A 13,226-nucleotide genomic window follows, 5' to 3' on the forward strand; every position below is an offset into this window, starting at 1 on the left:
GTGGGAAAGGACCGCACGTGAACGGCATCAGCGGAGCACAACGACCGCGTAGCAAGAAGCGCATGTGGGGGTGGACCTTCCGATGATCACCGGCCTGGAGAGCGAGGAGCTCCTGGATCCGCGATCCGCGACAGCACAGGTGCCGGGTCCGTACCGGCCCCGCATCCTCGGGGTGGGCACCGCCGCCACCCCCACGACGTACACCCAGCAGGAGGTGCTCGACGCCTTCGGCATCACCGACCCCAGAATCAGCTCCGTCTTCCTCAACAGCGCGATAGAGCGGCGCCATCTGACGCTGCCCGCCCCCGACGAGCACGGAGTCCGGCACTCCGAGCCGCAGGGCGACCTGCTCGACAAGCACAAGGCCACCGCGATCGAGATGGGCGCGCAAGCCCTCCGCGCCTGCCTGAAGAGCGCCGGCCACGAGCTGTCGGACCTGCGCCACCTCTGCTGCGTGACGTCCACCGGCTTCCTCACCCCCGGGCTCAGCGCGCTGCTGATCCGCGAGTTGGGCATCGACCGGCACTGCAGCCGCTCCGACATCGTCGGCATGGGCTGCAACGCGGGGCTGAACGCGCTGAACGTCGTCAGCGGCTGGTCCGCCGCCCACCCGGGCGAACTCGCCGTCGTCCTCTGTGCCGAAGCCTGCTCCGCGGCGTACGCGTTCGACGAGACCATGCGCACCGCCGTCGTCAACAGCCTCTTCGGCGACGGCGCCGCCGCCGTCGCGCTCATGTCCGGCGCGGCCTTTGTGAGCCCCGACGGCGCCCGCGGCCCGGACGTGCTGAAGTTCGCCAGTTGCCTCATCCCCGAGGCGCTGGAGGCGATGCGCTACGACTGGGACCGCGACCAGGACCGGTTCAGCTTCTTCCTCGACCCGCTGATCCCGTACGTCGTCGGCGCCCACGCCGAACTCGTCGTCGACCGGCTGCTGGAGGACACCGGCCTGCGCCGCAGCGACATCCGGCACTGGCTGGTGCACTCCGGCGGCAAGAAGGTGATCGACGCCGTCGTCGTCAACCTCGGACTCACCCGCCACGACGTCCGCCACACGGTCGGCGTGCTGCGCGACTACGGCAACGTCTCGAGCGGCTCCTTCCTGTTCTCGTACGAGCGGCTGCTCGACGAGGACGTCACCCACCCCGGAGACCACGGCGTGCTCATGACCATGGGCCCGGGCTCCACGATCGAAACGGCCCTGGTCCGATGGTGAGAGCGGAGGATGCGATGAGCGACACGCTCACGCTGAGAATCGACGGGGCCGAGCCGCTGACGGCCGGGGCAGTCAAGGAATTGGCCGCCGTCTGCGACGAGGCGGAGGACGGCGAGGGCACCGGCGTGGTCACGGTGTACGTCACCGGGACCCCCGGGCCGGGCTGGACCCGGGGGGTTGACGTCCAACTGGTCAGCAAGTGGGAGCGGGCGCTGCGCCGGCTCGAACGGCTGCCGGCGGCCACGGTCGCGGTCGCCCGCGGCGACTGCGGCGGCACCGCGCTCGACGCCTTCCTCGCCGCCGACATCCGCGTCGCCACCCCCGGCACCCGGCTGCTCGTCGCCCGGGACGGGGAGGCCACCTGGCCCGGAATGGCGGGTTACCGGCTCGTCCAGCTGGCCGGCGCGGCCGGCGTCCGCCGGGCCGTGCTCTTCGGCCTGCCCATCGACGCCACCGAGGCACAGGCGCTGGGCCTCGTCGACGACCTGGCCGCGGACCCCGCGAGCGGCGTCGCCGCGGCCGCCGGGATGGCCAGCGGGCTGTCCGGCAAGGAAGTCGCCATCCGCCGGCAGTTGCTCTTCGACGCCACCACGACCAGCTTCGAAGACGCACTCGGCCGGCACCTCGCCGCCTGCGACCGGTCGCTGCGCGCGGACGCCGCCCGGGTGGACTCGTGATCGGGGACGTACGGGCGGTCACCGCCCGCGACGGCTGGGCCGGCGTCGGCGCGGCGCTCGCCCGCGCCGAGGAGTCGATCGCGGCACTGCCGCCTCCCGACGCCCGCACGGCCGCCCAGCGGACCCGCGCCGCCGGTGTACAAGACGAGGCCCGTGCGCTGCGCACCGCCTTCCTCGACACCCACGTGGACGCCGTCTACGATCGGCTCACCGAAGGCCGCACCACACCCCTGCGGCTCGCCGACCTGGTCTCCGCCGCGGCCGTCGCGTACCCCGGCCTCGTACCCACCGCCGGGCAACTGGCCGCCGAGCGCAAAAGGCTCCAGGCCGGCAAGGAAGGCCACGAGATCGACCAGGGCATCTTCCTGCGGGCCGTGCTCGCCTCCCCTGTCGCCGGCGCCCACCTGCTCGACGCCATGCTGCGCCCCACGCCCCGCGCGCTGGAACTGCTCCCGCGGTTCACCGAGACCGGCCTGGTCGACACCCGCTCCGTCCGGCTCGAACGGCGCGACGGCGCGGCGCATCTGACGATGCACCGCGACGACTGCCTCAACGCCGAGGACGAGCAGCAGGTCGACGACATGGAGACCGCCGTCGACCTCGCGCTCCTCGACCCCGGCGTCCGGGTCGCGGTGCTGCGCGGCGGCGAGATGACCCATCCGCGCTACCGCGGCAAGCGCGTCTTCAGCTCCGGCATCAACCTCAAGAGCCTGCACGCGGGCGACATCTCGCTGGTGGGCTTCCTGCTCCGCCGCGAGCTGGGCTACATCCACAAGATCGTCCGCGGGGTGCGCGGCGTCGGCGGCGCATCCTGGCACTCCCGCACCGTGGAGAAACCCTGGATCGCGGCGGTCGACACCTTCGCCATCGGCGGCGGCATGCAACTGCTCCTCGTCTGCGACCACGTGCTCGCCGCCTCGGACGCGTACGTGTCCCTGCCCGCCGCCCGCGAGGGCATCGTGCCGGGCGCCGGGAACCTCCGGCTCGGCCGGCACACTGGCCCGCGGATCTCCCGCCAGGTCATCCTCCAGGACCGCCGGCTGCCCGCGACCGACCCCGACGCACGGCTGGTCCTGGACGAGGTGGTGGAACCGGCCGCGATGGACGACGCGATCGCCGCCGCCGTCGACCGGCTCGGCGGCCCCGCCGTCGTACCCAACCGGCACATGCTCAACGTCGCCGAGGAGCCGGCGGCCGAGTTCCGGCGCTACATGGCCGAGTTCGCGCTCCAGCAGGCCCTGCGGATCCACGGCGCGGACGTCGTCGGCAAGGTCGGCAGATTCACGCAACGGTCGGCATGACCACCGTCCGCGGCAGCCGGACGCCCGGCTGCCGCGGACGCAGCCGCCGCCGTAGCGCCACCGGCCGCCGCAGGCCCCTGAGACCGCCCGCAGGAAAACCGCCCGCAGGAAAGGAGCGAGCCCGATGACCACCGCCAGGATCAACGGGATCACCCTCGGCTTCGACGACCACGGCGCAGGGGAACCGGTCGTCATGGTCACCGGCACCGGCGCCCCCGGGCGGATCTGGCGCACCCACCAGGTGCCCGCCCTCACCGCCGCCGGCCACAGGGTGATCACCGTCGACAACCGCGGCATGCCCCCGAGCGACCCCTGCCCCGAAGGCTTCACCCTTGCCGACATGGCCGCCGACACCGCCGGGCTCATCGAGCACCTGGACCTCGCGCCGTGCCGCGTCGTCGGGTTCTCCCTCGGCGCGAGCATCGTCCAGGAACTCCTCCTCGCCCGCCCCGAACTGGTCCGGCAGGCCGTCCTCATGGCGCCCACCGGGCGCGCCGACGGCCTGGTCTCGGCCATGACCGCCGCCGAACTCGACCTCTGCGACAGCGGCGTGAAGCTCCCCCCGCGCTACGCCGCCTACGTCAACGCCCTCCAGAACCTCTCCCCGCAGACGCTGAACGACGAGGCGACCCTTCGGGACTGGCTCGACGTCTTCGAGCTGACGGCCGTCGACATGTCGGCTTTCCGCGGGCAACTGGAGCTGCAGACGACGGTCGACCGACTCGGTGCGTACCCGCGCATATCCCGCCCCTGCCTGGTCATCGGCTTCGGCGACGACCTCGTCATCCGCCCGCACCTGTCACGCGAGGTCGCCGCCGCCATTCCCGACGCCGCCTATGTCGAGATTCCCGGCTGCGGCCACTACGGCTACCTGGAGCGGCCGGACGCCGTCAACGCGGCGGTCCTCGACTTCTTCGCCGCCGCCTGAACCCGCCTCCCGCCCTCACCACCAGCAGGAAGGCACGGCCGGAACCCGTCCGCTGAAACCCCGGCCCTACACCCGGCCGCGCTAGTCTGAAGGCGCTTCCAACCGAGTACGGGACACGACGAAGTGAAGCGCTGTGACCGCAGTGTGACGCAAGGTGGGGGATCGTCAGCCGTGACGGCCGTTCTCGAATGCCCGTCCGCCGCATCCTCTCCATGCGCCCGCGAGACCTCCGGCAGGTGCCGCTGATGAGGGTTCTGGTAGTCGAAGACCACGCCGAGCTGGCCGACTCGGTGGCACGGGTGCTGCGCCGGGAGGGTATGGCCGTCGATGTCGTGTACGACGGATCCGACGCGCTGGAGCGCACGATGACCGTCGACTACGACGTCGTCGTCCTCGACCGCGACCTCCCCGGCGTCCACGGCGACGAGGTGTGCAAGGAACTGGTCTCCCAGCCCCACCACGCGCGGGTGCTGATGCTCACCGCCTCCGGGACGATCATCGACCGCGTCGAGGGACTGAACCTCGGCGCCGACGACTATCTGCCCAAGCCCTTCGCCTACGCCGAGCTGGTCGCCCGGCTGCGGGCCCTCGCCCGCCGCGCCCAGCCCGCCGTCCCCCCGGTGCTGGAGCACGGCGACCTCCGGCTCGACCCCGCCCAGCGCTTCGCCACCCGCGGCGGCGAACGGCTGACGCTCACCCCGAAGGAACTCGCCGTCCTGGAGTGCCTGCTCTCCGCCCAGGGCCGCGTGGTCTCGGCGGAGGAGCTTCTCGAACGCGTCTGGGACGAGGCGGCCGACCCGTTCACCACCACGGTGAAGACCACGATCAACCGCCTGCGCTCCAAGCTCGGTCTGCCCCCGGTGATCGAGACGGTGCCGCGGAGCGGCTACCGGATTTGAGGTACGCCCATGGGGCTGTCGCGACCGCACCTGGCCGTCCTGAAGCGCGTCGGCGCCCTGTCCGCACAGCTCACACCCCGGCGGGTCCGGGTGCGCCTCACCCTCCTGTACGGCTCGCTGTTCGTCCTCTCCGGCGCCGTGCTGCTGGCGATCACGTACCTCCTCGTCGCCCGCCCCTCCGGCGGGCTGGTGACCTTCAAGGACGTGCAGTACGGCTCCGCCCAGTCCTCCGCGCAGGCGGACACCCGCACCTACCGGCTCGACGAGGATCTCGGCAGCCAGGAGAGCGGCATCGTCGAGGGGATGCGCCAGCAGGCGTGGCATCAGCGGGAGGCGATGCTCGACCGGCTGCTCATGCAGTCCGGGCTCGCCCTCGCCATCATGTCGGTCATCGCCATCGGCCTCGGCTGGGTGGTCGCCGGCCGCGTCCTGCGCCCCCTGCGGACCATGACGAGCACCATCCGCCACATCTCCGCGCGCAACCTGCACGAGCGCCTGGTCACCGGCGGCCCGCCCGACGAGCTGAAGGACCTCGCCGACACCGTCAACGGGCTGCTCGGCAGGCTGGAGACGGCGCTCGAATCGCAGAAGAGGTTCGTCGCCAACGCGGCCCACGAGCTGCGCACACCCCTCACCCTCGAACACGCGCTGCTGGAGGAAACCCTCATCGACCGCGGCGCCACCCTCGAGTCCTTCCGCGCCAACTTCGAGCGGCTGCTGACGATCAGCAAACAGCAGGCCACGCTCCTGGAGTCGCTCCTCACCCTCTTCAGCAGCGACCGGGGTCTGGAGAGCCAGGAACCGCTCGACCTCGCCGCGCTCACCCACGAGGTCCTGCCCGCCTTCCGGCCGGAGATCGGCCGGCGCGAGCTGGCCGTCCGCTCGGCCGTCGAACCGGCCCGCATCTCCGGCGACTCGGCCCTCATCCACCGCCTGGTGGCCAACCTCCTCGACAACGCGATCGACTACAACGTTCCCGGCGGCAGCGTCGAGATCGCCACGGGAGTACGGGACGGGGGCGCCTACCTCTCCGTCCGCAACACCGGCGCCGCGGTGCCGCCGGACCAGGTCGAGCGCCTTTTCCACCCCTTCCAGCGGCTCCGCCGCACCGCCGGTGACGGCCACCACGGGCTGGGCCTGTCGATCGTCCGCTCCATCGCCACCGCCCACGGCGCCACGCTCACCGCCGAGGCCAGAGCCGGGGGCGGGCTGGCCGTGACCGTCGTCTTCCCGCTGCGCGACGACGGGCCGGGCGAGAACGTCCGGGTGGCCAAGCTCGCGGAGCCCGGCACCGCGCCGGCCCATTTCTGAGACGGCCCTTTCCGTTTCCCCCGAATAACTCCCGTCCAACTGCTGACAATTCACAGTTGGACACCTTCCGGTTGTCCAACCTTGTCGCCTTCTGCCCGCCTGGTTAGTGTGTATTCCGACTTGAGGAAACCCCACCGACGGGAGCGGTCATGGCGAATCCGTTCGACAACGAGAACGGCACTTTCCTGGTCCTGGTCAACGATGAGAACCAGCATTCCCTCTGGCCCGCCTTCGCCGAAGTCCCCGCCGGTTGGAAGTCCGTGTTCGGCGAGGAGAGCCGCAAGGCGTGCATGGACTACATCGAGGAGAACTGGACCGACATGCGGCCGAAGAGCCTGATCGACGAGATGGACAGGCAGGAGCAGGCCGCCGCCCGCTAGGACGCCCCGGCCCGACGACGAACACTGGAGGTAATTCGTGGCCATGATTGGCGGCTCCGGGCCGGTCATCATGCGCGCCGGCGGGCCGGATTCGGTCACCAGGCAGAAGGTGAAGAAGGGTACGGCCAAGCGCATCCTTCCCTACACCCGTCCGCACCGACTCAGAATTGCGGTGCTCTTCGCGGTCACCGCGCTCAACGCGGGAATCGTGGTGGCCGTTCCCATTCTCTTCAAATACCTCATCGACAACGGCATCATGCCGCGGGACACCTCCGTCGTCGTCTGGATCTCCGTCACCGTCGCGCTCCTCTCCCTCTTGCAGACCGTCGTCGGCTTCGCCGAGGCGTGGCTCTCCGGGAAGGTCAGCGAAGGGCTCATCTACGACCTCCGGACGGAGGTCTTCGACCACGTGCAGCGCCAGCCGCTCGGCTTCTTCACCCGCGCCCAGACCGGATCGCTGGTCAGCCGGCTCAACACCGATGTCGTCGGCGCCCAGCAGGCGCTTACCTCCCTGCTGTCCACCGTCGTCTCCGCGGGCCTGACCGCGCTGCTCGTCCTGGGCGCGATGTTCTACCTCTCCTGGGCGATCACGCTGATCAGCCTGGTGATGCTTCCGCTCTTCATCCTCCCCGGCAAAGTCGTCGGCCATCGGCTGCAGCGCGTGATGCGCGAGCACATGCAGGTCAACGGTGAGATCGGCGCTTTCATGAGCGAGCGTTTCAACGTCACCGGGGCGCTGCTCGCCAAGCTCTACGGCCGCCCGGAGACCGAGAACGGGACGTTCGCCGACCTCGCGGGCAAGGGCCGCGACCTCGGGGTCCGCGCCTCGGTCTACTCGAAGCTGCTCTTCCTGTCGATGATGCTCGTCGGCTCCCTGTCCACCGCGCTGGTCTACGGGCTCGGCGGCGGCCTCGTCATCGAGGGCGTCTTCCAGATCGGCACCCTGGTGGCGCTCGCCACCCTGCTCACCCGGCTGCTCGCGCCGATCAACCAACTCTCCGGCGCGCAGCGGGACATCCTGATGGCCCTGGTGAGCTTCGACCGGCTCTTCGAGATCCTCGATCTCAAGCCGCTCATCCAGGAGAGGGCGGACGCCCACGCCCTGCCCACGGTCGCCGTGAACCGAGCCACAGAAACCGGAGCCAGCGCGAACGGGGCCGGGGCGGACGGAGCCGGCACGAACGGGGTCGCTGCGAGCGCGGCCGGTGCACCGCCGAGCGCACCGGAGATCGAGTTCTCGGGAGTCTCCTTCCGCTACCCGTCCGCGGCGGACGTCTCCCTCGCCTCCCTGGAGTCCCTCGCGGGCCCCGCACCCCAGCGCGGCGACAACTCCTGGACCCTGCGCGGCCTGAACTTCACCGCCCCCGGAGGTAAGCTCACCGCCCTCGTCGGCCCCTCCGGCGCGGGCAAGACGACCATCACCCACCTGGTGCCGCGGCTCTACGACCCGGGCGAGGGTGTCGTCCGGATCGGCGGCCACGACCTGCGCGAGCTGACGCTGGCGTCGCTCCGCGACACCATCGGCATGGTCACGCAGGACGCCCACCTCTTCCACACCACCATCCGGCAGAACCTCCAGTACGCCCGCCTGGACGCCACCGAGAAGGACATGATCGAAGCCTGCCGGTCGGCCCAGATCTGGAGCCTGATCGAGGCACTGCCCGACGGCCTCGACACCCTCGTCGGGGACCGCGGGTACCGGATGTCCGGCGGTGAGAAGCAGCGCATCGCCATGGCCCGGCTCCTGCTCAAGGCCCCGCCGATCGTGGTCCTCGACGAGGCGACCGCCCATCTCGACTCCGAGTCCGAGGCGGCACTGCAGCGGGCGCTTAAGACGGCGCTCACGGGCAGGACCTCGCTCGTGATCGCCCACCGGCTCTCCACGATCCGGGACGCGGACCAGATCCTGGTCATCGACCAGGGCCAGGTCCAGGAGCACGGCACCCACGACGAACTGCTCGAACTCGACGGCCTCTACGCCGAGCTGTACCGCACGCAGTTCTCCCGCCGGCCGAAGAACGACGCGCCGGCCCCGGAGATGGCCCCGGTGCCCCCGAACGGCCCGGTGCTGGACGGTCCGCCGCAGGGAATACTCATCGGCCCCGGGCCGGGAATGGGTCCCGGCCCCGGAATGGGTGGGCCCGGTCCCGTCCTGCACGGCCCGGGGCCGCGCTAGCCCCACGAGTTCGTCAACCGCAGGCACAAAACGCGCAGTCCGCAATCGCCGTGAACGTCGTTGCCTGATTGAGCCAGTGGAGACCTCAGGAATGTCTGATTCGCGCAGCCCTGCCCTGCCCGTGGTGCACGTGACACCGTGCCCCGCCGGCAGCACATGGGATCTCCGATTCACGGATGGCCTCGATCTCGCGGTGCACCTGGAAGCGTCCGCGACAAAGGCGGCGGCCGTGGCGGCGGGATTCTTTCACCGGCTGACGGGCGACCGGGAAGTCGCCGTGGTCATCGAGGGGGAGATGTCCGGGGCCTTGCGCATGGAGATCGCTCCGGAGAGCACGATGGACGAACTCCAGTGGTGGGCCGTGGAATTGCTCGCCGCTTCGGGGAAGGCGGGCAGGGCGGACGGCGGAGCGATATCCGGGGGCGCGGCGCCATGTGCGGTGCCGCCGTGCACGGTTCCCGAGTCCATACCGGAGACGGGGGCCGCACTGAGACGGATGTTTGTGAGATTCGCGGAGCGGGTGTGTGCCGACCCGGGTGTCCGGTTGGGCGACGTGGATCTGCTGGGTACGGGGGAGCGGGGGCTGGTGGTGTCGGGGTGGAACGAGACGCCCTTCCCGGTGCCGTCCGGGACGGTGCTGGACCGGTTCGAGGAGCGGGCGCGGTGCACACCGAGCGTGTGCGCCGTGCGATGCGGCGCGGAGGAGTTGTCGTACGGGGAGCTGGACGAGCGGGCGAACCGGCTGGCGCGGTATCTGCGGGGGCTGGGGGTGGCTCGGGAGTCGCGGGTGGGGCTGTGCCTGCCGCGGGGCGTGGAGATGGTCGCGGGAATCTTCGCGGTGTGGAAGGCCGGAGGCGCGTATGTGCCCCTGGATCCGGCGTATCCGGCGGAGCGGTTGGCGTTCATGGTCGGCGACAGCGCAGCCACGGTCGTGCTGGCGACCGGTGCCACGGCGGGGGTGGTATCGGAGTCGGCGCGGCGCGTGGTGTCGCTGGACGACGCGGCGGAGGAGATCGCCGCGGCATCGGCGGAGCCGCTGGTCAGGTCGTCGGCACGGGGGCAGTTGGCGTACGTGATCTACACCTCCGGATCGACGGGCCGGCCGAAGGGCGTCGCGGTCCCGCACGGTGGTGCGGCGAACCTGGCTGAGGCGATGTGTCCGGTCCTCGGTGCCGCCGAGGGTGTGACGGCGCTGCAGTTCGCGTCGTTCAGCTTCGACGCGGCGGTGCTGGACGTCGCGGTCACGCTGGCGGCCGGCGGCACCCTGGCGATCGCGTCGGACGAGGAGCGGGTGGAGCCTGCGGCGCTGGCGGAGATGATCCGTGACTCGGGTGTGTCCGTGGCGAGCGTGGTGCCTTCGCTGCTGAGCGTCCTTGATCCGGCTGCGGTCAGGGGTGTGCGGAACTGGGTGCTCGGCGCGGAGTTGCTCACCGCGGACCTCGCGTCGCGCTGGACCGGGCAGGCGCGGGTGTGGAACACGTACGGCCCGACCGAGGCCACCGTCATCACCACCGCCACTCCACTCGCCGCCGACATCGCCCCGGACGACCCGCCGCCCCCGATCGGCCGCCCCCTCGGCAACACCCGCGTCCACGTGCTGGACGCCCGGCTGCGACCCGTGCCGCCGGGCGTGACCGGGGAGTTGTATATCGCCGGTGCCGGCCTGGCCCGCGGCTACATCGGCCGGGGCGGGCTGACCGCGGAGCGGTTCGTCGCCTGCCCCTTCGCGGCCGGTGAGCGGATGTACCGCTCGGGGGACCTGGCCCGATGGACGGCGGACGGCGAGCTGAGGTTTGTGGGCCGCGCCGACGAGCAGGTGAAGATCCGCGGTTTCCGCATCGAGCCCGGCGAGGTGCAGTCGGTGCTCGCCGCGCATCCGGGGGTGTCGCAGGCGGCGGTCGTCGTACGGGAGGACCGGCCGGGCGACAAGAGGCTAGTCGGCTATGCCGTGGCGGCACCGGGCGGCGTGGACGCGGATGACCTCCGGGAGTTCGCCGCCGGGCGGCTGCCCGAGCACATGGTGCCCGCAGCCCTCGTGGTCCTCGACGCGCTGCCGCTGACCCCCAACGGCAAGGTCGACCGCTCGGCTCTGCCGCCACCCGGGCCCGGCGGGCCCGTACGCGGGCGCGCACCTGCGACGGGGCTGGAGCAGCGGATGTGCGAGCTGTTCGCGGACGTGCTCCACGTCGAGCATGTCGGTTCCGACGACAACTTCTTCGCTCTCGGCGGCGATTCGATTCGCTCGATGCTGCTGGTGTCCGCAGCCCGCGAGGCGGGCTTTGCGCTGACCACCCGGCAGGTGTTCGAGGCCGGGACACCGGCGGGGCTGGCGGCCTTTGCCGCGTCGGGCCACGGCGCGGCCCCGGCGGAAGCGGTCGCCGACGCGCCGCTGCTGCACCTCGACGCCGAGCAGCGCGCGGAACTGGCCGCGTCGGTGCCCGGGCTGGTGGACGTGCTGCCGCTCTCGCCGATGCAGGAGGGCCTGCTGTTCCACGCGCTGTACGACGACCAGGAGCCGGACGCGTATGTCGGCCAACTGATCCTGGACATCGATGGCCCGCTGGACCCGCGCCGGGTGCGGCTGGCGTGGCAGGCACTACTGGACCGTCACGCCGGTCTGCGTGCCGGTTTCCGGCAGCCGGCAGGCATGACGCAGCCGGTGCAGGTAGTCGTCGGGGACGTCGGGCTGCCCTGGCGCGAGGAGGACCTGTCCGGGCCCGGCGTCACGGAGGCACGTGCGGAGTCGGAGCGGATCGCGGACGCCGAGCGGGCGCGGCGGTTCGATCTGGCGCAGCCGCCGCTGCTGCGCGTGGCGCTGCTGCGGGTCGGCACCGAGCGGTACCGGATGGTGCTCACCCTCCACCACATCGCCCTGGACGGCTGGTCGCTGCCGATCGTCCTGCGCGAGCTGTGGACCCTCTATGCGGCAGGCGCCGACCTTTCCGTCCTGCCTCCTCCGACGTCGCACCGCGACCACCTGGCGTGGCTGGCCCGCCAGGACCGGGACGCCGCCGCGGAGGCGTGGCGGCGGGCGCTCGTCGACGTGGACGAGCCGACGCTTGTGGCACCGGCGCGGCAGGGCGGTGAACCGGCACCGACCGGCAAGGTGGTCGCGGAACCGGGCGCCGGGCTGACCACGGCGCTGGCGGACCTGGCCCGCCGCCGCGGCCTCACGCTGAACACGCTGCTGGAGACCGCGTGGGCGATGGTCGTGGGGCAACTCGCAGGCCGTAGCGACGTCGTCTTCGGCAGCGTGGTCGCGGGCCGGCCGGCGGAGCTGCCGGGCGTGGCCGACATGGTCGGGCTCTTCCTCAACACGGTCCCCGTGCGGGTCCGGCTGCACCCGGTGCAGACGATCGCCGAACTGCTCGACGTGGTCCGGGCACAGCAGACCGCGCTCCTCGACCACCAGCACCTCGGTCTCGCGGACATCCAGCGCCTCGCCGGGCCCCGCGCCACGTTCGACACGCTGATGACGCTCCGGACCTACGGCGCCGATGCGAGCGCGCCGCCGGAGCCCCTGCGGGTCAGCGAGTCCCGGCTGCGCGACTCGACGACGTACGCCCTGGCCCTGGGCGTGGAGCCCGGCGAGGGAATGAAGCTCTGGCTCGACTACCGGCTGGACGCATTCGACGAGCGGTCCGCGCAGGCAGTGGCCGACCGGTTCGTCCGCGTGCTCGCGCAGATGGCCGCCGACCCGGGCAGGCGGATCGGCGGCATCGACGCGCTGACCGAGACCGAACGGACGGCGGTGGTGTCGGGGTGGAACGCGACGGAGTTGGCGGTGCCGTCGGGTTTGGTGCTGGACCGGTTCGAGGCGCGGGTGCGGCGGGCTCCGGAGGCGGTCGCTGTGCGGTGTGGTGCGGAGGCGTTGTCGTACGGGGAGTTGGATGCGCGGGCGAATCGGCTGGCGCGGTATCTCCAGAGACTCGGGGTGGGCCGGGAGTCGCGGGTGGGGTTGTGTCTGCCGCGGGGCGTGGAGATGGTGGCGGGGATGCTCGCGGTGTGGAAGGCCGGGGGCGCGTACGTGCCGCTCGATCCCGGCTATCCGGCGGACCGGTTGGGCTTCATGATCGCCGACAGCGGAGCGGCCGTGGTCGTCGGCGCGGCCGGGTCGTTGGCGGAGGTGCCGACGGGTGCGGCTCGGGTCGTGCTGCTGGACGAGGCGTCAGCCGAGATCGCGGCGGAGTCCTGGGCAGCGGTGGAGCGGTGCGTCGGGCGCGATGAGCTGGCGTACGTCATCTACACGTCGGGGTCGACGGGTCGCCCGAAGGGCGTGGCGGTTCCGCACATGGGCCCGGCGAATCTTGCCGAGGTGATGTGTCCGGTGCTGGGGGTGGC

General features: G+C 71.7%; 10 protein-coding genes. 9 read left to right on the forward strand and 1 reads right to left on the reverse strand.

Annotation, left to right across the window (positions count from 1 at the left end; translation table 11 throughout):
• The first annotated feature begins 82 nt into the window (after positions 1 to 82).
• From dpgA to FB457_RS31150, 8 genes are all read left to right on the forward strand, one after another.
• On the forward strand, positions 83 to 1,213 hold the full coding sequence (dpgA, locus tag FB457_RS31115; protein WP_047020618.1) for a 3,5-dihydroxyphenylacetyl-CoA synthase DpgA: 1,131 nt from the start codon (positions 83 to 85) through the stop codon (positions 1,211 to 1,213).
• 14 nt (positions 1,214 to 1,227) lie between these two features.
• Positions 1,228 to 1,890 carry an enoyl-CoA-hydratase DpgB gene (gene dpgB / locus FB457_RS31120; protein WP_078898563.1) on the forward strand — a complete coding sequence of 221 codons (663 nt, stop codon included), beginning with the start codon at positions 1,228 to 1,230 and terminating at the stop codon, positions 1,888 to 1,890.
• Positions 1,887 to 3,191 (forward strand): (3,5-dihydroxyphenyl)acetyl-CoA 1,2-dioxygenase DpgC, encoded by a 1,305-nt coding sequence (dpgC, locus tag FB457_RS31125; protein ID WP_047019281.1) that lies wholly within the window; start codon positions 1,887 to 1,889, stop codon positions 3,189 to 3,191. The genes dpgB and dpgC overlap by 4 nt, the downstream gene beginning before the upstream one ends.
• Before the next feature lie 124 nt (positions 3,192 to 3,315).
• Entirely contained in the window at positions 3,316 to 4,119 is an 804-nt protein-coding gene (locus FB457_RS31130) for an alpha/beta fold hydrolase (RefSeq protein ID WP_047019282.1), read from the forward strand.
• 245 nt (positions 4,120 to 4,364) lie between these two features.
• Positions 4,365 to 5,018: a response regulator transcription factor gene (locus FB457_RS31135; RefSeq protein WP_047020619.1), complete on the forward strand. Its 654-nt coding sequence runs from the start codon at positions 4,365 to 4,367 to the stop codon at positions 5,016 to 5,018.
• 9 nt (positions 5,019 to 5,027) lie between these two features.
• Positions 5,028 to 6,329, forward strand: a complete 1,302-nt coding sequence (locus tag FB457_RS31140) for an ATP-binding protein (RefSeq protein WP_145784037.1) — start codon at positions 5,028 to 5,030, stop codon at positions 6,327 to 6,329.
• A gap of 149 nt (positions 6,330 to 6,478) precedes the next feature.
• Complete coding sequence (locus FB457_RS31145) at positions 6,479 to 6,709, forward strand: MbtH family protein (RefSeq protein WP_047019284.1); 231 nt, start codon at positions 6,479 to 6,481, stop codon at positions 6,707 to 6,709.
• 43 nt (positions 6,710 to 6,752) lie between these two features.
• Positions 6,753 to 8,885 carry an ABC transporter ATP-binding protein gene (locus FB457_RS31150; protein WP_052770567.1) on the forward strand — a complete coding sequence of 711 codons (2,133 nt, stop codon included), beginning with the start codon at positions 6,753 to 6,755 and terminating at the stop codon, positions 8,883 to 8,885.
• Between the two features lie 246 nt (positions 8,886 to 9,131).
• Here FB457_RS31150 and FB457_RS31155 read toward each other — a convergent pair whose 3' ends face one another.
• Complete coding sequence (locus FB457_RS31155; RefSeq protein ID WP_145784038.1) at positions 9,132 to 9,353, reverse strand: hypothetical protein; 222 nt, start codon at positions 9,351 to 9,353, stop codon at positions 9,132 to 9,134.
• Between the two features lie 28 nt (positions 9,354 to 9,381).
• On the opposite strand from FB457_RS31155, the gene FB457_RS31160 reads away from it, so the two are divergent.
• On the forward strand, positions 9,382 to 13,226 hold a 3,845-nt coding region (locus tag FB457_RS31160; protein ID WP_486589201.1), incomplete at its 3' end, for an amino acid adenylation domain-containing protein.

The sequence above is a fragment of the Streptomyces sp. CNZ287 genome (genome assembly GCF_007827615.1).

Bases quoted from the DNA above. Each gene is read 5' to 3' on its own strand.
- dpgA (WP_047020618.1), top strand. From the start codon at position 83: ATGATCACCGGCCTGGAGAGCGAGGAGCTCCTGGATCCGCGATCCGCG.
- FB457_RS31135 (WP_047020619.1), top strand. From the start codon at position 4,365: ATGAGGGTTCTGGTAGTCGAAGACCACGCCGAGCTGGCCGACTCGGTG.
- FB457_RS31150 (WP_052770567.1), top strand. From the start codon at position 6,753: ATGATTGGCGGCTCCGGGCCGGTCATCATGCGCGCCGGCGGGCCGGAT.
- FB457_RS31130 (WP_047019282.1), top strand. From the start codon at position 3,316: ATGACCACCGCCAGGATCAACGGGATCACCCTCGGCTTCGACGACCAC.
- FB457_RS31155 (WP_145784038.1), bottom strand. From the start codon at position 9,353: ATGGACTCGGGAACCGTGCACGGCGGCACCGCACATGGCGCCGCGCCC.
- dpgB (WP_078898563.1), top strand. From the start codon at position 1,228: ATGAGCGACACGCTCACGCTGAGAATCGACGGGGCCGAGCCGCTGACG.
- FB457_RS31140 (WP_145784037.1), top strand. From the start codon at position 5,028: ATGGGGCTGTCGCGACCGCACCTGGCCGTCCTGAAGCGCGTCGGCGCC.
- FB457_RS31145 (WP_047019284.1), top strand. From the start codon at position 6,479: ATGGCGAATCCGTTCGACAACGAGAACGGCACTTTCCTGGTCCTGGTC.